The sequence below is a fragment of the Variovorax paradoxus genome, assembly GCF_009755665.1.
GTDB classification, from domain to species: domain Bacteria; phylum Pseudomonadota; class Gammaproteobacteria; order Burkholderiales; family Burkholderiaceae_C; genus Variovorax; species Variovorax paradoxus_G.
This window is the reverse complement of sequence record NZ_CP046622.1, coordinates 1,427,245-1,448,101: the sequence shown is the minus strand read 5'-3', so window position 1 is coordinate 1,448,101 and position 20,857 is coordinate 1,427,245. Positions and strand designations below refer to the sequence as shown.

Here is a 20,857-nt window from a genome sequence, read left to right as displayed (position 1 = left end):
ATGCCGAACCGCTGGCCCAGGCGCATTGCCATTGCACTGCTGGCGCTGCCGCTGCTGGCCGGGCTTTATGTGGGCACGGCCTGCGCGTTGATGTTCTGGCCAGCCAACGCAACGCCCCGGGACGCCACCACCGCAATCACGCCCAGAGTGCAGGCCTGGGTCTTGAGCAACGGCGTACACACCGACTTGGTGTTTCCGATCCGCTCGGCAACCGTCGACTGGCGGCAGCTCTTTCCGTTCGCACATTTCAAAGCCGCGCCGGCAGATGCCGAGTTCATCGCCATCGGCTGGGGCGACCGCGAGTTCTACCTGAACACGCCGACGTGGGGCGACCTGACGGTGTCGCGCGCATTCGGCGCAATGCTCGGCGGCAACCGCGCCCTGCTGCACATCACCTACCTGCGCCGCGCGCAGCTACGGCACAACGCCTTCCACCTCCCGCTCTCCGAGGCGCAGTACGCACAGCTCGCGGACTACGTGCGTGCCGCGCTGCCGGCAGGCCTCGCAACGCCGATTGCCGGCGCCCACTACGGCAACGACGACGCCTTCTACGAAGCCGAGGGGGGCTACCACCTCTTCGAGACCTGCAACACCTGGACCGGCCGCGGCCTGCGGCAGGCGGGCGTCACGGTGAGCCGCTGGACGCCCTTCGATTTCAACGTGACGTGGCACCTGCAGCCGGTGCGGCCCTGAACCCGCTCAGGGCTTCGGCACGCCGGCCTGCCACTGCGGCCAGTTGGCGACGATGTGGTCCACCACGCGCGTGCCCACCTGCGCGATGTTCTCTACCGTCTCGGCGAAGCCGCCCGCCGTCTCGCCCGGCGCCGGGTCCAGGTGCTGCAGCGTGCTTTCCTTCGGGTTGCCCTGGTCGAAGTTGACGGCACCGCGCAGGCTCATCACGCGGTCGGTGCCATGGGTGCGCTTGATCACGAGAGTAATGGCGGCGGCTTCCATTTCGGTGATCACATAGTCGTCGGCGCCGTAGAGCTTGGCGATGTACTGCGCCTGCTTCGACATGCCGGGTCCGTGGAAGAAGGTGTCGCCCGTCATGTGGGTGCCGGTGCCCACGAAAGGCGCGCGCCGCGCCGCCGCGTCGGGGTAGCGCAGCCGGTACTTGCGTGCGCTGTCGGAGTCCTTGAGCGGCGTATTGGACGAGAGCTTCATCGCCCAGCCCACGAGGTCGGGGTTGAGCTTGAAACGGCGATATTCCTCGTAGCCCTTGCGCGGCATGAAGGTGGGCTCGCCGGGCTTGTTCTCTTCGGGCGCCCAGCGGTGGCCGAGGTCGTAGTCCACGAGCCAGGTGGCCCAGCTCACTTCGCCGATGGTGCCGCGCGCGGGCGGCGTACCGGCCACGCCGGAAATGACGTAGTAGGCCTGCGAAAAATCGAACTGCGGGTTCAGCAGGATGGCCTGCATCGACGACGAGGAATTGACCTTGCCCATGCCCAGCACCGCGCCGCACACGCCGTCGGCATTGCAATACACCGGCTGCAATGCGCCGGGTACGGCCATCGGCGCGGCGCCCTTCCAGTAGCGCTCGTACCAGTGCTGGAACTCGCCGGCCCTGTCGCCGCTGTTCTGGCCGATCTCGAACATGGCCGCGACGAAGACCTTCACCTTGATGGGGGCGGCCGTGGCGGCGGCGGAGCGCGCAGCGGGCACCGGCGCGGTGGTCGAAACAGGCGAGACCGGCGAAGCACAGGCCGTGACAAGCAGCGCCGCGCTGCAAGCCGAGAGCCAGCGCACGCAAGAGGACGGGAACGGCCGATGGAAGAACATCATTTCTTTGGGACTCCAGGAAAGAACAAAGCGCCTCCATCGCACCAGCGGCGATTGCGGCGTCCTACAGGCGGCCATTGTCGGTGCAGGCACAAGCGCTGGGTACCTTCACCAAGCAAACCACATGCCGGCACGCTCCACATCGTCTCCACCGTCCTCGCCGCCTTCCAAGCCGACGCCGATCGCCAACGGCCTGGTCTATGTGAACCCCGACATGCCCGGCATCCGGCGCCTGAAGCACGGGGACCACTTTCGCTACCGCGATGCGCAGGGGCAGTGGGTGCGCGACCCGGACGAGCTCTCGCGCATCCGCATGCTGGCGATTCCGCCGGCCTATGCGCAAGTGTGGATCTGCCCGCTGCCCAACGGCCATCTGCAGGCCACCGGTATCGACGCACGGGGCCGCAAGCAATACCGCTACCACCCCGACTGGCGGCTCTTCAAGGACGAAACCAAGTTCGAGCGGCTCGAAGCCTTCGGGCTTGCGCTGCCGCGCATCCGCGCACGCGTGGCGCGCGACCTGCAAGAGGGCGGCAAGGGGGCCGCGCCGGGCCGCCAGCAGGTGTTGGCCGCGCTGGTGCGCCTGCTCGACACCACGCTGCTGCGCGTGGGCAATGAAGAGTACGCGAGCAGCAACGGCTCCTATGGCCTCACCACGCTGCGCAACCGGCATGCCGCCGTGCAGGGCGCGGCGCTGCGGCTGCGCTTTCGCGGCAAGAGCGGCGTCATGCACGAAGCCCTGCTGGATGACCCGCGCGTGGCGAAGGTGGTGCGCCAATGCCAGCAGCTGCCCGGCCAGGCGCTCTTTCAGTACCAGGACGAAGACGGCGAGCTGCGCAGCGTGTCTTCAACCGACGTGAACGACTACCTCGCCGAAGCATCACCGGGCGAGCGCTTTACAGCCAAAGACTTCAGGACCTGGCATGGCACCGTGCAGGCGCTGGAGCTCACGCGGCTGGCCTGCGAGCCGGGCCGGACCGCCGCCGACGGCAGCCGCTACAGCGCCAAGGAGATCCTGACGGCCGTGGCCAAGCAGTTGGGCAACACGCCCGCGGTGTGCAAGAAGGCCTATGTGCATCCCGCGGTGCTGGCGCTGGGAAGCGCACTTGCGGGCGACGGCGAAGACGAATCCGCGGAGGTGCTGCGAAAGATGTCGGCCCGCACCGCGGCCCGGCGCACGCGCGGGCTGCATGCCGCGGAAGAGCGGCTGCTCGCCTTTTTGCGGGCGCACCGGCAACGGCTGGCGCGCGAACTGCGCGAGGCATCCAAGGCTCGCAAGACGAACGGCAAACGCAGCCCGACAGTCGCACCCCGGCCCACCCGGCGCCCCGCGCCGCGGCAAAGGCCTGCTCAGCCGGCGGCGAGCGAGAAGCGAACGCTGTCGCGTTCCAGCGCCACCGTGTAGCCCAGGTCTTCGGCCAGGCTTTGCAGCGCAATGGCGTCGATGGCCAATGCGCGCGGCGCACGATGCGCGCCGAGCACCGGGCTCACGCCACCGGATTCGCGCGGCAAGGCGCTCAAGCGAAGCGCGTCAGCCCCATCGGCATCGATGCGTATGGCGCCGGCCTCGGGCACGCTGTCGTGCAGATAGCCGAGCCCTCCGAGAAGCAGATAGCGCAATGCGGCTCCCTGTGGCCGGCGGGGTTCGCCCTCGAGCGGATCGAGCGCGGCGTCGACGTCCAGCGTCACGCCGTGCATGTCGAAGGCTGCGCGCATCAGCCCGACGCACTGCGCCACCAACGCACTGCGCGTGATGCCGTCATCCGCCGTGGCCAGCTCCCAGTCGCGCAGCGAGCGGATGCCTTCCACGAGCTCGGACACCTGGTTGTCGATGAGCGCCACGCGCTCCTCGCAAGCGGAGGAGTCGATGGGTGTGGCGCCGACCTGGCGCTTGAGCATGAGCAATGCCATGCGGATGACCGAGACCGGTGCCGCCATGTCGTGCCGCAATGCCGGCAAGGCGCGAGTGAGCAATTCATGGCGGACGCCGGCGGCGATCCAGCTGCGGGCTCCTGGCGAGGCCTTCATTGCACGGCGGCGCCTGAAGGCTTCGCCTCGTTTTGTGGACAGGCCGGCAGACGGCTGCGGCCTGCAGGTCGGGGGACGGCAATGGGCACGTTCACTTTGCGCTTCCTGAAGCGAAGGAAAGTCAACAAGTATCGGCCCCGCCTCCTTCGGCGGGTGTAGGAGCGTGCCTACGCTTTGGCCCTCGGGGAAACCGGGTCTTCAGGGCGGGGGCACGACGCGGAACAGTCGGGACGCAAGGCTACGGTTTGCCGAGGTAGACCCGCACGTCCTTCACCTCCACGCCCGCGGCTGCAACAGCCGAGCGCAGTTGCGCCTCGGTCACGCCGAGGGTCTGGGTCCAATACCGCACCTCGTGCGGCTCGTTGACGTTGATGCGGCTCCGGTCTTGCGGGCCGCGCTTGCTGGGATCGTCTGCCATGGTGGTCGGATGCTCCTTGATCGATGCAGACAGGATGCTTCCGTTTTCAGCGCGGCACTGGAGGACGGCGGCGCGGCTCGATGCAGGAAAAGTCCGAGCAGGGGGCGAGTGCCCCGCGGGCGTTGGAGATGTCCGGAAGCGGCGGGTGCGGCGATGGCCTCGCGCCTATCTTCAGCGCTCGATCACTTCCCTCACTGAATACCGCATGACACCCGAACAGAACAAGCGCACCATTTCCGATGCATGGAAGGCCTTCGCAAGCCACGATGCGGCACGCATTGCCGCCTGGTTCACGGAAGACGCCGAGTGGCTCGCGCCGCAGCGTAACGCCACCGCGCTGGCGCTCGGCATCCCCGACCACATGATCGGACCCAAAGCCATCGTGCACTTCCTGGCGGAGATGTTCCCGAAGCTTTTCGTCTCCGATGTCACCGTCGATTTCCGCAGCAGGTACTGCGAAGGCGACACCGTGATCCTCGAACTGCGCATGCAGGCCACGCTTGCGAACGGCGGAAAATACGACAACGACTACTGCTTCATCTTCGAGCTCAGGGACGGACGCATCGCCCGCATGCGCGAGTACATGGATACGCAGAAAGGCCGGGCCTGCATCTTTGGCTGATGCATGCACCGCACTGGGCCGCTATCTGCAGCGCGCCTGCAGTTCGCGCTTGAGCACCTTGCCGTTGGCTGTGGTCGGCATTGCGCCGATCGCCTCGATGCGCGCGGGGCGCTTGTAAGGCGACAGATGCTGCGCCAGGTAGGTGCGGAGCGCGGGCTCGTCCAGCACCACGCCTGGCTTCATTTCGACGAAGGCGACGATCTGCTCGTTGCCGTCCGATTCGGGCACGCCGACCACCGCGCAAAGGTGGACGCCGTCGAAACGGCCGATCGCCGTTTCGATCTCGGCGGGGTAGACGTTGAAGCCCGAGCGGATGATCATCTCCTTGAGCCGGCCGACCACAAACAGCGCGCCGTCCGCGTCGAAGCGGCCGAGGTCGCCGCTCGCGTACCAGCCCCCCGGACGCATGACCTGCGCTGTGGATGCCGCATCGCGAAAGTAGCCCAGCATGAGGCCGGGGCCGCGCAGCCAGATCTCGCCTGTTTCTCCCGGCGCGACATCGTTGCCGCCGGAGTCGACGATGCGCGCCTCGCCGCCCTCCACCACGTAGCCCGCGGCCGTGTCCGCGCGCGGAGCCTCGACGCGCGTCAGGAACACCGAGCCCGCGTATTCCGAAAGGCCGTAGCCATAGTGCAGCGGCTGGCCGAACAGCGCCTCGACGCGCTGCTTGAGCCCCAGGTCGAGCGGCGCGGAGCCCGTATAGACGTAGCGCAGCGCCGGAAAGCGAATCGCAGCGCGCTCCGCCTCGACGTGCGCCAGCAGGCGCGCATACATGGTGGGCGGGCCGAGCAGGTTCGACACCTGTTCATGCGCAAGCGCCTGCAGCATGTCGGCGGGCGAGAAGCTCGCGCGCAGCACCAGCGCAGCGCCGCCGGTGAGCGCCGCCATCAGCACCGTGCCAATGCCGAAGATGTGCGTCATCGGCAAGAAGGCGTAGACCCGGTCGCGCTCGCCCAGCGAGCGCACGCGGGCCGAGACGCGGCCGAAATGCAGCAGCCCGCGGTGCGACACCATCACGCCCTTGGGCGTGCCCGATGTGCCGGATGTGAAGATGATGGCGGCCGCGTCCGCCAGCGCGGGGTCGGTCTCCGGACGGGCCTCGGCGCACGCGGCCGAGCGCATCACGCCGGGCAGTGCCGACGATGTGGCGCCGGCGCGAATCGCGTGCTGGCGCGCGGCTTCCGAGGCGCCGGTGGTGAAGTAGCACAGCCGCGCGTCGGCGCGCTCGGCAATGGCCGCGATCTCGCCCGGCGACATGCGCGCATTGACGCCGCACGACCAGGCACCCACACGGCTGCACGCCATGATCAGTGCAATGTGCGCGGCACAATTCTCGGCCAGCAGCAGCACGCGGTCGGTTGGCCGCACGCCTGCGGCCAGCAGGTCTTGGGCGGCGGCCTCGGCCATGGCCTGCAACGCCGCATAGGACACGGTGCCCGAGGGCTCGAAAAGAAAAACCGCATCGGGCGAGCGCGATGCGCGCGCTTCGAGCAGCCCGTGGATTCGCGTGGGCACCATTGGCTATTCCGCTTCGATGCCCTTGGACGCGGTGGCCCAGAGCTTCCGGTCGGCCTGGCCCTTGGTGGCCAGCAGTTCCGCGGCGCCCGTCCACACTTCGTAGCCCTGCTCTCGCAGGCGATTGGCGATATCGTCGCGCGCCATGGCCTTGTGCGCGGCCGCATTCAGGCGGGCGACCAGCGCCGGGTCCATGCGCGCGGGGCCGTAGAGGCCGAACCAGCCGCCCACGTCATACCCGGCCACGCCGGATTCGATCATCGTCGGCACCTCGGGCAGCATGCGGTTGCGCTGGCGCGATGTGACGGCCAGCGCGCGCAGCTTGCCCGATTGAATGAACGGGCGCGAGGTGGCGATGATGTCGAACATCATCGTCACGGTGCCGCCCATCACGTCGGCCAGGGCGGGCGCGCTGCCCTTGTACGGCACATGCGTGAGCTGCACGCCGGTCATCTTCTCGAGCAGCGCGCCGCTCAGGTGGTTCGAGGCGCCGATGCCGGCCGAGCCGTAGAACACCTTGCCCGGCCGCGCCTTCGCGTAGGCCAGCAGTTCGGCCACGCTGTGCACCGGCAAGTCCTTGTTGACCACGAGCACGTTGGTGTAGTCCACCAGCGGCGCGATGGGCGTCAGGTCCTTCATCGGGTCGAAGGGCATCTTTCGCTGGATGTTCGGGTTGATGGTGATCGTCGGGCTCGCGCCGAAGAACAGCATCGCGGCATCGGGCGCAGCCTTGGCGACCGCGTCACCACCCACCGAACCACTGGCGCCAGGCCGGTTTTCCACGATGACCTGCGTGCCGAGCTCCTGGCCGAGCGCGGGCGCAAGCAGGCGCGCCGCACCATCCACCGGACCGCCCGCGGAGTAGCCGACCACCAGCTTGATGAGCGGCGGCAGCTGTTGTTGCTGCTGTGCGAAGGCGCGCGAAGGCAGTGCGGCCAGCAGTGCGCTGCCTGCCAGCGCGGCGACGGCTTGCCGCCGTGTGATGTCCGTGGTTTCCATTGGCTTGTCTCCTGTTGTTTATTTCTTGGGCGAACGCAACCGGCTCAAACAGGCAGATCGAGCACCTGCCGCGCGAGGATGTTTCGCTGGATCTCGTTGGTGCCGCCGTAGATCATTGCGGCCGTCGAACCGATCAACGGCGACAGCACGTTGAAGGTTTGCCCGTCGAGCACCTGGTCGCCGGCCACGGCGCCCTGCTCTTCCCCGGCCTCGATCAGCATTGCGCCGATGCGGTGATAGGTTTCGCTGGCCCAGATCTTCAGCAGCGACACCGATGCGGGCAGCGGCTTGCCCGCTCGCACGATGTCGGCAAAGCCTGTGTACGCGGCCGACAGGTCGAGCACGTCGAGCCGCAGGGCCGCGAAGCGCTGCGCGAACACCGGGTCTGCAAAAAGGCGCCGCGCCTGTGCAAGCCTCGCCAGTTGGCCGAGTGCGTACTGCGACTGCTTGGGGCTGCCGAGAAAGATGCGCTCGAAGCCCAGCAGCGCCTTGGCAATGGTCCACCCGCCGTGCAGCTTGCCGACCAGGTTTTCGGCCGGCACGCGCACGTTGTCGAAAAACACCTCGCAGAACTCGGGCTCGCCCGAGAGCGTGTGAATCGGTCGCACCGTGATGCCCGGCGTGCGCAGGTCGCACAGCAGAAAGCTGATGCCCTCTTGCTTGCGCGCGGCCTTGTCGGTGCGCACGAGCATGAAGATGTGGTTGGCGTCCTGCGCGAGCGTGGTCCAGATCTTCTGGCCGTTGACGATGAAGTGGTCGCCCTCTGCATCGCGCCCCGCCACGGCTTCGGTGCGCAGCCCGGCCAGGTCGGAGCCGGCGTTGGGCTCCGAATAGCCCTGGCACCACACATGCTCGCCGCTCAATATGCGCGGCAGAAAGCGGCCCTGCTGTTCGGGCGTGCCATGCTGAATCAACAGCGGCCCGATCATCACGATGCCCTGGTCTGGCGTGCGCGCGACGCCGTACTGCTCCAGTTCCTCGATCCATGCAATGAGCTTGTCGGCGGGCAGGCCCATGCCGCCATGCGCCTGCGGCCACGCCGGCGCGATCCAGCCTTGCTCCGAGAGGGTGAGATACCAGTCGCGTATCTCGCTCCAGCGGGCCCGATGCGAGAGGTAGCGCAGCTGTTGCGGATATCGCTTCTGCAGAAAGCCGCGCACCATGCGGCGGAATTCCGCCTCGGGCATTTCGCTCCAGTCGGCAGTACGCGGAAACTCGCCCTCCCATTCGGCTGCGCCCGTTCGTGCTTCCCCGCCTTCAGCCAGCGTGGCATGGCGGCGCTGGTGCGCAGCGGCATTGCCGAGCCACGCCGAAAGGCACAGCGTGCGCTTGTAGTACAGGCTCAGGTCGCATTCCTGCGTGTAGCCGATGGCGCCATGCAACTGCAACGCCGCGCGCGAGACCTGCAGCGCCGCGGCGCTGCAGCGGGCATTCACGCGGCTGGCCTCGGCTTCGAGCCGGTCGGCGGCGAGCTCCTGGTTGGCGAGCGACAGCACCTCCGCCAACGTGGCTTGCGCCACTTCGAGGTGAATGAACATGTCCACGCAGCGGTGTTGCAGCGCCTGGAAGCTGCCGATGGGCTTGCCGAACTGCGAGCGGGTGCGCAGGTAAGCCAGCGTCTGCGCGAGCATGGCCTGCCCCACGCCCAGCAGCTCGGCCGCCTGCAGAATCTGGCCGGCAGCCAGCGCATGGCGCAGCGCATCTTGCGCGGCGGGGCCTTCCGCCAGCACCGCTTCGGGCGGCAACTCCACTTGTTCGAAACGCAGGCTCGCGGCCTGGCTGCCGTCCACCAGCGGCATCAGGGTTTCGCTCACGCCGGCAGTGCCGCGCGGCACCCACAGCAGCACCGCGTCGTCGCTGCCCCTCGCCGAGACCAGCCAGCCGCTGGCCGCCGCGCCGGGCAGCACCATGAGCTTTTCACCCTGCAGCAGCACGCCGCCCGCATGGCCCGCGCGCGGCTCGCAGCCGCAGGCCAGCGGCACGGCGCTCAGGTCGCCCGCGCTCTCCTGCCAAGCCAATGCGGGCAGGCTGCGGCCGGCCACGAGGTCCGCAAGCAGCGACTGCGCGCTCTTCGATTCGAGCCGCGCCAGCAGCAGCGCGCTGAGGCCCGCCACCGCCAGCAGCGGTTCGGGCGCAACGTGCTCGCCGGCCGCCCGCAGTACTTGCGCGGCACCCGTGAGGCCCAAGGCCATACCGCCGGTCGATTCAGGTGCCAGCATGCCGGTCCAGCCCAGTTCGGCCAGCGCGCTCCAGCCTTGCGCCTCGTCGGCATCGGGGTGTTCCATGCGCTCGCGCCGGCGCTGGATGGAACGGCTGCGCACGAAGTAGTCGAGCGCGGCTTCGCGTATTGCGGAGAGTGATTCGGTGTCCATCGCCGCAGCGTGACAGAACGCCCCCTTGCGCGGCATTTGCATTTGGCGAAGGGAGGGTTTCGCAATCACAGAACCGCCTCGCGCGGGAGAGGCATAGATTCGGTGGATGAACAGCAGCAACGACACCCGTTTTTCCGATATCCGCGACGCCGTGCGCGACCTGTGCGCGCAGTTTCCCAACGAGTATTTCCGCAAGGTCGACGAAGCGCGCGGCTACCCCGCCGAGTTCGTCGATGCGCTCACCAAGGCCGGCTGGATGGCCGCGCTCATTCCGCAGGAGTACGGCGGCTCGGGCCTCGGGCTCACCGAGGCTTCGGTAATCATGGAAGAAATCAACCGCTCGGGCGGCAACTCCGGCGCCTGCCACGGCCAGATGTACAACATGGGCACGCTGCTGCGCCACGGCAGCGAGGCGCAAAAGCGCAACTACCTGCCGCGCATTGCCACCGGCGAGCTGCGCCTGCAATCAATGGGCGTGACCGAGCCCAGCACGGGCACCGACACCACCAAGATCAAGACCACGGCCGTGAAGAAGGGCGACCGATACGTGATCAACGGGCAGAAGGTGTGGATCTCGCGCATCCAGCACTCGGACCTGATGATCCTGCTGGCGCGCACCACGCCGCTGGCGGACGTGAAGAAAAAGTCCGAAGGCATGTCGATCTTCATCGTCGACCTGCGCGAGGCCATCGGCAACGGCATGACGGTGCGGCCCATTCTCAACATGGTGAACCACGAGACCAACGAACTCTTCTTCGAAAACCTCGAGATCCCGGCCGAGAACCTGATCGGCGAAGAGGGCCAGGGCTTCAAGTACATCCTCGACGGTCTCAATGCAGAGCGCACGCTCATTGCGGCCGAATGCATCGGCGACGGCTACTGGTTCATCGACAAGGTCACCGCATACACGAAAGAGCGCGTGGTGTTCGGGCGGCCCATCGGCCAGAACCAAGGCGTGCAGTTCCCCATTGCCGAAGCCTTCATCGAAATCGAAGCCGCGAACCTCATGCGCTATGAAGCCTGCCGCCTGTTCGATGCGCGCGAGCCCTGCGGCGCGCAGGCCAACATGGCCAAGTACCTGGCGGCCAAGGCCAGCTGGGAGGCCGCCAACGCCTGCCTGCAGTTCCATGGCGGCTTTGGCTTTGCCTGCGAATACGACATCGAGCGCAAGTTCCGCGAGACGCGGCTGTATCAAGTCGCGCCGATCTCGACCAACCTCATCCTGAGCTACGTGGCGGAGCACATGCTCGGCCTGCCCCGCTCGTTCTGAAGGAACTGATCCATGACCGATTCAAATCATCCGAGCAAGGTGCTCGCCACCTTTGCCGCCGAACTGCAGTTCGCGGACATTCCCGCGCCCGTGCTGCGCCGCACCGAAGACCTGATGCTCGACTGGCTGGGCTCGGTGCTCGCGGCCCGCACTGCGCGGCCGGTGCGCTCCATCGAGCGCTTTGCGCAGATGATGGGCCCCGCCGATGGGCCGAGTGAAATACTCACCTCGCGCCGCACCAGCTCGCCGGTGTTCGCAGCGCTGGTCAACGCCGCGGCCTCGCACTACGTGGAACAGGACGACGTGCACAACGGCTCGGTGTTCCACCCCGCCGCAGTGGTCATTGCACCCGCGCTGGCCGTGGCGCAGAGCATGGGCGCGAGCGGTGCGCAACTGCTGGTGGCCGTGGTCGCGGGCTACGAGGTGGGCATCCGCGTGGGCGAATTCCTGGGCCGCTCTCACTACAAGACCTTTCACACCACTGCAACGGCGGGCACGCTGGCGGCGGCCGCCGCGGTGGGCAGCCTGCTGAAGCTCACGCCGCAGCAGATGCTGCATGCCTTCGGCTCGGCCGGCACGCAGTCAGCAGGCGTGTGGGAGTTTCTGCGCGATGCGGCCGACTCCAAGCAGCTGCACTGTGCCCATGCGGCAGCCAGCGGGCTCATGTCGGCCTACCTTGCGCAAGACGGCTTCACGGGCGCCGCCAAGGTGCTCGAAGGTGCGCAAGGCCTTGGCGTGGGCATGTCGAGCGATGCCGATCCGGCCCGCCTCACCGATCGCCTTGGCACCCGCTGGGCACTGGCCGAAACCTCGTTCAAGTACCACGCCTCGTGCCGCCACACCCATCCCGCGGCCGATGCGTTGCTGCAGGTAATGACGCAGCACAGCCTCAAGCCCGACGATGTGGCCCGCGTGACCACGCATGTGCACCAAGGCGCCATCGACGTGCTGGGCCGCGTCACGGTGCCGGCCACGGTGCACCAGGGCAAGTTCTCGATGGGCACCGTGCTGGGCCTTATTGCGGTGCACGGCCGCGCCGGGTTGGGCGAGTTCGACCGCGATTTTGTGGCGCCCGAGGTGGCCGCGTTCCGCGACAAGGTGGCAATGGAGCTTGATACCGAGGTCGATACCGCCTACCCCGCGCGCTGGATTGGCAAGGTGAGCGTGCAGACCCGCGACGGCCGCACGCTGCAGGGCCGCGTGGACGAGCCCAAGGGCGACCCCGGCAACACGCTGAGCCGCGCCGAAATCGAAGACAAGATGCAGCGTCTTGCGCACTACGGCGAAGGCGCCACGGCCGAAGAGGCCAAGGCGCTGTGCCAGCGTATCTGGCAGTTGGCCGACGCGCCCCGGGTGGAACGCTGGCTGCCCTGAAGCCAGCGGCAAGGTGCTAGCGCCAGCTAAGGCGCGACGAGGTGATCGAACAGCTCGCGCGCCGAAGCCGGCAGCTGCTCGCGGTCGCGTGCAATCAACTTGAGTTCTCGCTCCGCCCATGCATCGCTGAGGGCCACCGTCGAGATCCGCATCGCCATCGACAGCCGCTGCGCCGACGAGGCCGGCAGCACGCCGACGCCCACGCCCGCCTCGATCATCAGGCAGATGGCCTCGAAGCTGCTGACCTGGATGCGCGGGTTGAAGCCGCGGCCGGCCAGCTCGGCACGGCGCTGCAGAAAGCGGTGGATGGCGCTGCCGTGGTGCAAGCCCACATGCTGCTCGTCGAGCGTGTCGGCAAAGGCCACCGAAGAAGCCCCTGCCAGGTGATGCGTCTCGGGCACCACCAGCACGAGCTGATTGCTGCCGAAGGGACGCGCGTCGAATTCTCCGGTGTGCACATCGCCCGCCAGAATGCCGATGTCGGCCTCGCCATCGGCCACGGCGCGCACGATTTCTTCGCTCAGGTATTCACGCAGGTCGACCTGCACGGCCGGATGCTGCGTGAGAAAACCCGCGAGCTTTTGCGGCAGGTATTCGGTAATTGAAGTGGTGTTGGCGAACACGCGCACATGGCCCTTGATGCCCTTGCCGAAGTCCTGCATGTCGCAGCGCAGGTGCTCCATCTGCTGCATCACGCGCTTGGCGTGATAGAGCACCGCCTGCCCCGCGGCCGTGAGGCTCACGCCCTGCGCGCTGCGGTGCAGCAGCTTGCCGCCCACGGCTTCTTCCATCTGCTTGATGCGCGTGGAGGCCGCCGCGAGCGAGATGCAGGCTTTCTCGGCGCCGCGGGTGAGGCTGCGCGCGTCCGCCACGTAGACGAACAGTTTCAGGTCGAACAGGTCGAAATGCAGGTTCACCGGACAAGCGCGCGAAGAAGGAAAGAAGCGTGCATTGTCGGCCGAATGGCGCTGTACGCGCCCTTTTCGGGGTTTGACCTCAGACCGGGTCCCAGCTGAACACGTCCGCCGAGCGGTCCAGCGGGAAAAAGCTCGCACGCATGGCGGGCATGGCATGCTCGGCAATGCTCTCGGGCGTCCAGCCTTCGGAACGGTGAATGGAGCGCACCGGCCGCGGCTGGCTGATGAGCGAGATCTCGTTGTTGCGCACCGCAAATATCTGGCCGTTGACCGCACCGGCCGCATCGCTGGCAAGGTACACCGCAAGCGGCGCCACCTTGGCGGGCGTCATCTGCTTGATCTTGTCGACGCGGGCGCGCTGCTCGTCGGTGTCGGTGGGAATGGCGCCGATCATGCGGCTCCATGCGAAGGGCGCGATGCAGTTGGAACGCACGTTGAACTTGAGCATGTCGAGGGCAATGGACTTCGACAACGCCGCGATGCCGAGCTTGGCCGCCGCGTAGTTGGCCTGGCCGTAGTTGCCGATGAGGCCCGAGGTCGAGGTCATGTGCACCATGGCGCCCGAGTTCTGCTCCTTGAAGTGCGTTGCGGCCGCGCGGCTCACGTAGTAGGCGCCGTAGAGGTGCACTTTGATTACCGCGTCCCATTCGTCGACCGACATCTTGTGGAAGAAGCGGTCGCGCAGGATGCCGGCGTTGTTGACCACGGCATCGACGCGGCCGAAGCTCTCGACCGCGCATTCGACAATGCGTGCTGCACTGGCCGCTTCGGCCACGCTGTCGGTGTTGGGCACGGCCTGGCCGCCGGCGGCACGGATTTCGTCGACCACCTGCTGCGCGGGGCCGGCGCTGCCGCCCGCGCCATCGAGCGCGGCGCCGATGTCGTTGACCACCACCTTGGCGCCGCTCTTCGCCATTGCCAGCGCAATGTCGCGCCCGATTCCACCGCCCGCGCCAGTCACGACGACCACTTTTCCTTCAACCATGTGTGTCTGCTCCGGAAATCCGCCCGCAGTTCACGGGCAGTTCCAGAATGCCACAGGGGCCGGCTGGCGAGTTCCGGATTTCCGAAGAGGGGCTTCGGCGGCGCCCGCTTCGTTATTGCCGCGCGGTGCGGATGTTTGGCGGCAGCGCCTGCGGCCAGCTGGTGCGAAACGGATTGATGTCGAGCCCGCCGCGCCGCGTGTAGCGCGCATACACCGCAAGCTTGTTCGGTTTGCAGCGGGTCCAGATGTCCGTGAAGATGCGCTCGGCGCATGGCTCGTGAAACTCGTTGTGGTTGCGAAAGCTCACGATGTACGCCAGCAGGCCGGCCTGGTCGATGGCAGGGCCGCTGTAGCGGATCTGCACACTGCCCCAGTCGGGCTGGCCGGTAACGAGGCAATTGCTCTTGAGCAGGCGGCTGGTGAGCGTTTCGTTCACCGGCGGCTGGGTTGAATCGCTCGACAGCAGCTCGGGTGCGGGCTGGTAGTGGGTGCACTCGATGTCGAGCCGGTCGAGGTCGAGCCCGTCGAGTTCATGCACCGGCTCGCGGTCGAACATGTCTGGCGCGAGCAGCTTCACGCCAATGCCGGCGGATTGGTCGCTGCCGCGCCAGAGCGCCTCGGCCAGGTCGGTGCGCATGCGGTCGCGCACGGCATCGATGCTTGCAAAAGCGGTGCTGTTGAAGCTGTTGAGGTACAGCTTGAACGACTTGCTCTCGATGATGTTGGGCGTTTCGCACGGAATGGTGAAGTGCGCGATGGCCAGCTGCGGCTTGCCGCGCAGGTTGAGCCAGCTCACTTCGAACGCGGTCCAGAGGTCGGCGCCGAAGAAAGGCAGCGCGCCGGCGGCAATGCCCATGGATTCGCGCTGGGTGGCGCGCGCAATCGGAAAAAGCAGCGAGGGGTCGTACTTGTCCGCATAGGCCGAGGCGCGGCCCAGCTGCGACTGCTCGGGCGTGTTCGGGTTTGCGCTCGGGTTGGGGGGAGTGTTGTCCAGGCTCATGGCTTGTGGTGTTCTTCGGCCGCGTGCAGGAACGGGGCGATGTGATTGACGAGGATGGCGCACACCTCGGGCGGCAGGTCGTGGCCCATGCCGGGAATGCTGATGAATTTCGAGCCGGGAATGCGCTTGGCGGTGTCTTGCCCGCAGACCATGGGCACCAGCGCATCGGCTTCACCGTGCAGCACCAGCGTCGGGCATTTGATGCGCGGCAGCACTTCGGGCCGGCGCGAATCGGCGCCAATGGCGAGCATCTGGCGGAACATGCCGGCCGGGCGGTAGGCGCGTCGCATGCTGAAGGTAAGGCGCTCGGCCAGCTCTTCGGTGCTTTGCGGGTAGGCGGGGCTCTGGATGAGCCTGAGCAGCTTGATGCTGTGCGCCACCAGTTCGGCCTCGCCGCCGCCCAGCGGACGGCGCAGCAGCATGGCGGCCACGTCGCTCCGGGGCCCCGGCAGGCCGCGCGCGCCGCTCGAGCTCATGATGCTCACGAGGCTGGTCACGCGCTCAGGCGCGTCGGCGGCCAAGTGCTGCGCGATCATGCCGCCCATCGAGGCGCCGATGACGTGCGCATGCTTGATGCCGAGCGCGTCGAGCACGCCGAGCGAATCGCGCGCCATGTCTTGCAGGGTGTAGGCCGAGCGCACCTGCAGGCCAAGGCGCTGGCGAATGCTTTCCCACACGATGTTGCCGGTGCCCGCATGATCGAAGCCCTGGCTCAAGCCGATGTCACGGTTGTCGTGGCGCACCACGCGAAAGCCCGCATCCACCAGCCCCTGCACAAAAGGCTGAGGCCAGCCGACGAGCTGCATGCCCAGGCCCATGATGAGCAATGCGACGGGGCGCCCTTCGCCGCCGGTGTCCTCGACCTCGATCTGCAATCCGTTGGCTTGGAGCTTCATGGGTTCGTTTTATTTGAATTCGCGTTCGCGCAGCCACTTGGTGGCCACCCACTTCTCGCCCGCGAGCACCGGTGCGCCACCGTGCAGCGTGCGGGTGGCGGGGTCGGGCTCGTCGTAGCTGAAGAACACGCCGGTGCCGCGCACGGGCGCCACTTCCAGGCCGACATCGGGGAAGGTGGTGGCGCCGCCCTGCTCGGGCTCCTGCAGGTACATGACCAGCGTGGCCACGCGCTGCCCGCCGCGCTTGAGGATGGTGGGCGTGCCCGGCTCGCCAGGGTCGAAGTAGTCGTAGTGCGGTCGGTACTGCGCGCCGGGTGCGTAGCGCAGGATCTGCAGTCCCTCGCCAAACTCCACCGGCCAGCGGAGCAGCACGGCAATGCGCTGCTCCAGGCGCGCGACGATTTCGTTTTCACCGCGCTCGAAGAACATGCCGTCGCTGGTGCGGTCGACGTTCAGCACCTCGCCGCCGGTGCGTGTTTCGACCGTGAGTGAGCGCGCGAGCCGCACCCGCGCGGCCGCAATCAGGCCTTCGCACTCTTCCGGCGACAAGAGGTTGCCGAAGACGACCACGCGCGGATGCTGCATGGTGTGCAGCACCTGAACGCGGCGGTCGCCGGCGTCTATGTAGAGCGGCGCACCGTCCAGATTGGGGCCGGGCATGTCGGTGCGGCGCGGCTTGGCAGCTTCGACATGGGGGAACCCGGCTTCGAGCTGCGCCAGCGCGAGGTCGGTGGCAGCGTCCTGCCAGCCGGCCGCGCGCATCGAGGCGCGCAGCGCGGGCACCGAATGCCCCGCCGCGAGCTGCGACACCAGCCATTCCCTCAGCTCGGGACTGATCGCCTGTGACATTTCAAGTCTTCCTTCTGAACACAAGCCTTTGGGCCGTCGAAGCCTCGGCATCGAAACCATAACCTTCGAGATCGAATTTTTCCAGCGCCTTGGGCGTGGCCGCCTTGTGCAGCACCGCCCAGCGTGCAAGCAGGCCGCGGGCACGCTTGGCGTAGAAGCTCACGATCTTGTACCGGTCGCCCTTCCATTCCTCGAACACGCATTCGACCACGCGGGCCTTGAGCACCTTCAGGTCGACCGACCGGAAGTATTCCTGCGAGGCGACGTTGACCACCACGGGCGTGCGGTCCGCCGCCAGGCGCTCATTCAAGTGCTCTGCAATGCGCGAGCCCCAGAAGGCATACAGGTCCTTGCCATGCTTGTTGGCAAGCGGCGTGCCCATCTCGAGCCGGTAGGGCTGCAGCAGGTCGAGTGGGCGCAGCAGGCCGTAGAGGCCGCTCAGGATGCAGACATGCTCCTGCGCCCACTCCAGCTGCGCGGGCGTGAGCGTCCGGGCATCGAGGCCTCCGTACACATCGCCATCGAACGCGAATGCGGCCTGGCGGGCGTTCTTCGGCGTGCTTTTGCCGGCCCAGGCGTGGTAGCGGGCCACGTTGAGGGTGGAGAGCTTGTCCGACAGGTGCATGAGCTCCGAGATCTGCTGCGGCGACTTCTCGCGCAGCAGCTTGATCAGTTCGGCCGAAGGGCCGCGGGGGGCCTCGAAATGGGGTTTGGTGGAGGGGATTTCATCGGGAACTGGCGTGTCGTAGTCGAGCGACTTCGCAGGGGAGAGCAGAAACAGCATTCGCGGAATTATCGGGCGCGCCGATGACGGGGTACCTCCCCGGTAAAATCACCGCCATTCCCACCCTGTGACCGACGGCACCCGCGGGTGCCGTTTTGCATTCTCCCCATGAGCGAATCCACCACTCCCACCGCCCAACCTGGACTGGACAGCCTGTCCAAATCGTTCGAACCCGCCGCCATTGAGGCGCACTGGGGCCCGGAGTGGGAAAAGCGCGGCTATGCCAAGGCAGGCTTCCGCGGCACCCAGCAGCCCAAGGAAGGCGCCGATTCCTTCGCCATCCAGCTGCCGCCGCCCAACGTGACGGGCACGCTGCACATGGGGCATGCGTTCAACCAGACCATCATGGACAGCCTCACGCGCTACCACCGCATGAAGGGCGACAACACGCTGTGGGTGCCGGGCACCGACCATGCGGGCATTGCAACGCAGATCGTGGTGGAGCGGCAGTTGCAGGAGCAGAAGATCAGCCGCCACGACATGGGCCCCACGCCCGCCGAGGCGCGCAAGAACTTCGTTGCCAAGGTGTGGGAGTGGAAGGAAAAGAGCGGCAACACCATCACCGGCCAGATGCGCCGCATGGGCGACACGGTCGACTGGAGCCGCGAATACTTCACGATGGACGACGACCTGTCGAAGGTGGTCACGCAAACCTTCGTCTCGCTCTATGAAGAAGGCCTGATCTACCGCGGCAAGCGCCTGGGCAACTGGGACCCGGTGCTCAAGACCTCGGTGAGCGATCTCGAAGTCGAAAGCGAAGAAGAAGACGGCTCGCTCTGGCACATCGCCTATCCGCTCGAGGACGGCAGCGGCAGGCTCACCGTGGCCACCACCCGCCCCGAAACCATGCTGGGCGACACCGCCGTGATGGTTCACCCCGAAGACGAACGCTACAAGCACCTGATCGGCCAGCGCGTGAAGCTGCCGCTGGTGGATCGGCTGATTCCCATCATTGCCGACGACTATGTCGACAAGGAATTCGGCACCGGCGTGGTCAAGGTGACGCCCGCGCACGACTACAACGACTATGCCGTGGGCCAGCGGCACAAGCTCGAGCTGATCGGCATCCTGACGCTCGACGCGACCATCAACGACAACGCGCCCGAGAAATACCGCGGCATGGACCGCTTCGTGGCGCGCAAGGCCATCGTGGCCGACCTGGAGGCGCTCGGTCTCATGGTCGAGGTGAAGAAGCACAAGCTGATGGTGCCGCGCTGCGCGCGCTCGGGCGCCATCGTCGAGCCGATGCTCACCGACCAGTGGTACGTGGCCATGACCCGTCCGGGAGCCGACGGCCAGTCCATCGCGCAGAAGGCCATCGATGTGGTGAAAACCGGCGAGGTGCGCTTCGTGCCCGAGAACTGGGTCAACACCTACAACCACTGGATGGAGAACATCCAGGACTGGACCATTTCGCGCCAGCTCTGGTGGGGCCACCAGATTCCGGCCTGGTACGACGACGAAGGCAATGTGTACGTGGCGCACGACGAGGCGGAGGCACAGGCCAAGGCAGCGGGCAAGAAACTGCGCCGCGACGAAGACGTGCTCGACACCTGGTATTCGTCGGCGCTGGTGCCCTTCTCTTCGCTCGGCTGGCCCGAGAAGACCAAGGACCTGGAGCTGTACCTGCCTTCGAGCGTGCTGGTAACGGGCTACGACATCATCTTCTTCTGGGTCGCCCGGATGATCATGATGACCAAGCACTTCACCGGCAAGGTGCCGTTCAGGGACGTGTACATCCACGGCCTGGTGCGCGATGCGCAGGGCAAGAAGATGAGCAAGTCCGAAGGCAACGTGCTCGACCCGGTGGACCTGATCGACGGCATTGCGCTGCCCGAACTGCTCGACAAGCGTACGCAGGGCCTGCGCAAGCCCGAGACCGCGCCTGCGGTGCGCAAGAACACGCAGAAAGAATTTCCGGATGGCATCCCGGCGTTCGGCGCCGATGCGCTGCGCTTTACCTTTGCGTCGCTCGCGTCGCTGGGGCGCAGCATCAACTTCGACAGCAAGCGCTGCGAGGGCTACCGCAACTTCTGCAACAAGCTCTGGAATGCCACGCGCTTCGTGCTGATGAATTGCGAGGGCCAGGATTGCGGCCTGCGCGAGCACACCAAGGAAGAGTGCGCGGTCGGCGGCCCGGCCCACGGCTACCTGAAGTTCAGCCGCGCAGACTTCTGGATCGCCTCGCAGCTGCAACGCGTCGAGGCAGAGGTGGCCAAGGGCTTCGAGGAATACCGGCTCGACAACGTGGCCAACGCCATCTACCAGTTTGCGTGGGACGAGTTCTGCGACTGGTACCTGGAAATTGCCAAGGTGCAGATCCAGACCGGCGACGATTCGCAGAAGCGCGCCACGCGCCGCACGCTGATCCGCACGCTCGAAGCGCTGCTGCGGCTTGCGCATCCGGTGATTCCGTTCATTACCGAAGAGCTTTGGCAAAAGGTCGCGCCCGTGGCCGGACGCGAGGGCGAATCGATCATGGTGGCGGCCTATCCCAAGAGCCAGCCCGAAAAGATCGACGAGGCGGCCGAGGCGCACGTGGCGCGGCTGAAGGCGCTGGTCGATGCTTGCCGAACCCTGCGCGGCGAAATGAACGTGTCGCCCGCGGTGCGCCTGCCCCTTTATGCGGTGGCCGACGATGCCGAGGGCGCGGCTTTCCTGCGCGATGCGGCGCCGGTGCTGCAGGCGCTGGCCAAGCTCAAGGAAGTGAAGGTCTTCGACGACGAGGCTTCGTGGTCTGCGGCGGCTGAAGCGGCGCCCGTGGCCGTGGTCGGCTCGGCACGCCTGTGCCTGCACATGGAAATCGACAAAGCGGCCGAACGTGCCCGCATCGGCAAGGAAATTGCTCGCATCGAGGGCGAGATCCTCAAGGTGAACAGCAAGCTGGGAAATGAGGCCTTTGTAGCTAAGGCACCGCCCGCCGTGATCGAGCAGGAACGCAAACGTCTGGCTGACTTCACGGCCATGCTGGAACGTTTGGGCGAACAGCTTAGGCGCCTCGGCTGACACACATGGATCGGGCCTGGGTTTAGCATGGCAACGGCGGCTT

Annotated in this window: 18 protein-coding genes; 6 read left to right on the top strand and 12 right to left on the bottom strand. The window is 66.8% G+C overall.

Annotation, left to right across the window (positions count from 1 at the left end):
* Nucleotides 1–693: a TIGR02117 family protein gene (locus tag GOQ09_RS06705; protein ID WP_157612728.1), complete on the top strand. Its 693-nt coding sequence runs from the start codon at nucleotides 1–3 to the stop codon at nucleotides 691–693.
* Between the two features lie 6 nt (nucleotides 694–699).
* On the opposite strand, the gene GOQ09_RS06700 is transcribed toward GOQ09_RS06705, so the two are convergent.
* Nucleotides 700–1,782, bottom strand: coding sequence for a purine-nucleoside phosphorylase (locus tag GOQ09_RS06700; protein ID WP_157612727.1), 1,083 nt, complete (start codon nucleotides 1,780–1,782; stop codon nucleotides 700–702).
* Between the two features lie 121 nt (nucleotides 1,783–1,903).
* On the opposite strand from GOQ09_RS06700, the gene GOQ09_RS06695 reads away from it, so the two are divergent.
* A complete protein-coding gene (locus GOQ09_RS06695; RefSeq protein WP_157612726.1) occupies nucleotides 1,904–3,184 on the top strand; it encodes a DNA topoisomerase IB in 1,281 nt (426 codons plus the stop codon).
* Here the strand turns inward: GOQ09_RS06695 and GOQ09_RS06690 are convergent.
* Nucleotides 3,130–3,807 (bottom strand): hypothetical protein, encoded by a 678-nt coding sequence (locus tag GOQ09_RS06690; protein WP_157612725.1) that lies wholly within the window; start codon nucleotides 3,805–3,807, stop codon nucleotides 3,130–3,132. The two genes, GOQ09_RS06695 and GOQ09_RS06690, sit on opposite strands and share 55 nt — an antisense overlap.
* Before the next feature lie 238 nt (nucleotides 3,808–4,045).
* A complete protein-coding gene (locus GOQ09_RS06685) occupies nucleotides 4,046–4,225 on the bottom strand; it encodes a DUF3606 domain-containing protein (protein WP_126745678.1) in 180 nt (59 codons plus the stop codon).
* A 205-nt stretch (nucleotides 4,226–4,430) separates the two neighbouring features.
* Here GOQ09_RS06685 and GOQ09_RS06680 point away from each other — a divergent pair, with 205 nt between their 5' ends.
* Nucleotides 4,431–4,847 (top strand): nuclear transport factor 2 family protein, encoded by a 417-nt coding sequence (locus GOQ09_RS06680; RefSeq protein WP_157612724.1) that lies wholly within the window; start codon nucleotides 4,431–4,433, stop codon nucleotides 4,845–4,847.
* 21 nt (nucleotides 4,848–4,868) lie between these two features.
* On the opposite strand, the gene GOQ09_RS06675 is transcribed toward GOQ09_RS06680, so the two are convergent.
* Genes GOQ09_RS06675 through GOQ09_RS06665 form a run of 3 tightly spaced genes read right to left on the bottom strand, consistent with a single transcriptional unit; the run spans nucleotide 4,869 to nucleotide 9,733 of the window.
* Nucleotides 4,869–6,365: a class I adenylate-forming enzyme family protein gene (locus GOQ09_RS06675; protein WP_157612723.1), complete on the bottom strand. Its 1,497-nt coding sequence runs from the start codon at nucleotides 6,363–6,365 to the stop codon at nucleotides 4,869–4,871.
* Between the two features lie 3 nt (nucleotides 6,366–6,368).
* A complete protein-coding gene (locus GOQ09_RS06670) occupies nucleotides 6,369–7,361 on the bottom strand; it encodes a Bug family tripartite tricarboxylate transporter substrate binding protein (protein WP_157612722.1) in 993 nt (330 codons plus the stop codon).
* A gap of 44 nt (nucleotides 7,362–7,405) precedes the next feature.
* Nucleotides 7,406–9,733 carry an acyl-CoA dehydrogenase gene (locus tag GOQ09_RS06665; RefSeq protein WP_157612721.1) on the bottom strand — a complete coding sequence of 776 codons (2,328 nt, stop codon included), beginning with the start codon at nucleotides 9,731–9,733 and terminating at the stop codon, nucleotides 7,406–7,408.
* Between the two features lie 106 nt (nucleotides 9,734–9,839).
* Between GOQ09_RS06665 and GOQ09_RS06660 the strand changes: the two genes are divergently transcribed.
* Together GOQ09_RS06660 and GOQ09_RS06655 are read left to right on the top strand one after the other, a co-directional pair.
* Complete coding sequence (locus GOQ09_RS06660; protein WP_157612720.1) at nucleotides 9,840–11,003, top strand: acyl-CoA dehydrogenase family protein; 1,164 nt, start codon at nucleotides 9,840–9,842, stop codon at nucleotides 11,001–11,003.
* Between the two features lie 12 nt (nucleotides 11,004–11,015).
* The gene (locus GOQ09_RS06655) at nucleotides 11,016–12,377 is read left to right on the top strand and encodes an MmgE/PrpD family protein (RefSeq protein ID WP_157612719.1); all 1,362 of its coding nucleotides are present in this window, start codon (nucleotides 11,016–11,018) and stop codon (nucleotides 12,375–12,377) included.
* Nucleotides 12,378–12,403: 26 nt separating this feature from the next.
* Here GOQ09_RS06655 and GOQ09_RS06650 read toward each other — a convergent pair whose 3' ends face one another.
* The 6 genes from GOQ09_RS06650 to yaaA form a co-directional block, all read right to left on the bottom strand.
* Entirely contained in the window at nucleotides 12,404–13,294 is an 891-nt protein-coding gene (locus GOQ09_RS06650) for a LysR substrate-binding domain-containing protein (RefSeq protein ID WP_157612718.1), read from the bottom strand.
* A 79-nt stretch (nucleotides 13,295–13,373) separates the two neighbouring features.
* Complete coding sequence (locus tag GOQ09_RS06645) at nucleotides 13,374–14,279, bottom strand: SDR family NAD(P)-dependent oxidoreductase (protein ID WP_157612717.1); 906 nt, start codon at nucleotides 14,277–14,279, stop codon at nucleotides 13,374–13,376.
* Nucleotides 14,280–14,391: 112 nt separating this feature from the next.
* Nucleotides 14,392–15,279, bottom strand: coding sequence for an NADPH-dependent 7-cyano-7-deazaguanine reductase QueF (gene queF / locus GOQ09_RS06640; protein WP_157612716.1), 888 nt, complete (start codon nucleotides 15,277–15,279; stop codon nucleotides 14,392–14,394).
* Nucleotides 15,276–16,175 carry an alpha/beta fold hydrolase gene (locus GOQ09_RS06635; protein WP_157612715.1) on the bottom strand — a complete coding sequence of 300 codons (900 nt, stop codon included), beginning with the start codon at nucleotides 16,173–16,175 and terminating at the stop codon, nucleotides 15,276–15,278. The genes queF and GOQ09_RS06635 overlap by 4 nt, the downstream gene beginning before the upstream one ends.
* Before the next feature lie 9 nt (nucleotides 16,176–16,184).
* Nucleotides 16,185–17,024: a 2OG-Fe(II) oxygenase gene (locus tag GOQ09_RS06630; protein WP_157612714.1), complete on the bottom strand. Its 840-nt coding sequence runs from the start codon at nucleotides 17,022–17,024 to the stop codon at nucleotides 16,185–16,187.
* Between the two features lies 1 nt (nucleotide 17,025).
* On the bottom strand, nucleotides 17,026–17,808 hold the full coding sequence (yaaA, locus tag GOQ09_RS06625) for a peroxide stress protein YaaA (protein ID WP_157612713.1): 783 nt from the start codon (nucleotides 17,806–17,808) through the stop codon (nucleotides 17,026–17,028).
* 108 nt (nucleotides 17,809–17,916) lie between these two features.
* On the opposite strand from yaaA, the gene GOQ09_RS06620 reads away from it, so the two are divergent.
* Nucleotides 17,917–20,814, top strand: coding sequence for a valine--tRNA ligase (locus GOQ09_RS06620; protein WP_157612712.1), 2,898 nt, complete (start codon nucleotides 17,917–17,919; stop codon nucleotides 20,812–20,814).
* Nucleotides 20,815–20,857: the final 43 nt, after the last annotated feature.

Bases quoted from the DNA above. Each gene is read 5' to 3' on its own strand.
- GOQ09_RS06700 (WP_157612727.1), bottom strand. From the start codon at position 1,782: ATGATGTTCTTCCATCGGCCGTTCCCGTCCTCTTGCGTGCGCTGGCTC.
- GOQ09_RS06660 (WP_157612720.1), top strand. From the start codon at position 9,840: ATGAACAGCAGCAACGACACCCGTTTTTCCGATATCCGCGACGCCGTG.
- GOQ09_RS06630 (WP_157612714.1), bottom strand. From the start codon at position 17,024: ATGTCACAGGCGATCAGTCCCGAGCTGAGGGAATGGCTGGTGTCGCAG.
- queF (WP_157612716.1), bottom strand. From the start codon at position 15,279: ATGAGCCTGGACAACACTCCCCCCAACCCGAGCGCAAACCCGAACACG.
- GOQ09_RS06685 (WP_126745678.1), bottom strand. From the start codon at position 4,225: ATGGCAGACGATCCCAGCAAGCGCGGCCCGCAAGACCGGAGCCGCATC.
- GOQ09_RS06635 (WP_157612715.1), bottom strand. From the start codon at position 16,175: ATGAAGCTCCAAGCCAACGGATTGCAGATCGAGGTCGAGGACACCGGC.
- GOQ09_RS06675 (WP_157612723.1), bottom strand. From the start codon at position 6,365: ATGGTGCCCACGCGAATCCACGGGCTGCTCGAAGCGCGCGCATCGCGC.
- GOQ09_RS06695 (WP_157612726.1), top strand. From the start codon at position 1,904: ATGCCGGCACGCTCCACATCGTCTCCACCGTCCTCGCCGCCTTCCAAG.
- GOQ09_RS06680 (WP_157612724.1), top strand. From the start codon at position 4,431: ATGACACCCGAACAGAACAAGCGCACCATTTCCGATGCATGGAAGGCC.
- GOQ09_RS06645 (WP_157612717.1), bottom strand. From the start codon at position 14,279: ATGGTTGAAGGAAAAGTGGTCGTCGTGACTGGCGCGGGCGGTGGAATC.
- GOQ09_RS06705 (WP_157612728.1), top strand. From the start codon at position 1: ATGCCGAACCGCTGGCCCAGGCGCATTGCCATTGCACTGCTGGCGCTG.
- GOQ09_RS06620 (WP_157612712.1), top strand. From the start codon at position 17,917: ATGAGCGAATCCACCACTCCCACCGCCCAACCTGGACTGGACAGCCTG.
- GOQ09_RS06665 (WP_157612721.1), bottom strand. From the start codon at position 9,733: ATGGACACCGAATCACTCTCCGCAATACGCGAAGCCGCGCTCGACTAC.
- GOQ09_RS06655 (WP_157612719.1), top strand. From the start codon at position 11,016: ATGACCGATTCAAATCATCCGAGCAAGGTGCTCGCCACCTTTGCCGCC.
- GOQ09_RS06670 (WP_157612722.1), bottom strand. From the start codon at position 7,361: ATGGAAACCACGGACATCACACGGCGGCAAGCCGTCGCCGCGCTGGCA.
- yaaA (WP_157612713.1), bottom strand. From the start codon at position 17,808: ATGCTGTTTCTGCTCTCCCCTGCGAAGTCGCTCGACTACGACACGCCA.
- GOQ09_RS06690 (WP_157612725.1), bottom strand. From the start codon at position 3,807: ATGAAGGCCTCGCCAGGAGCCCGCAGCTGGATCGCCGCCGGCGTCCGC.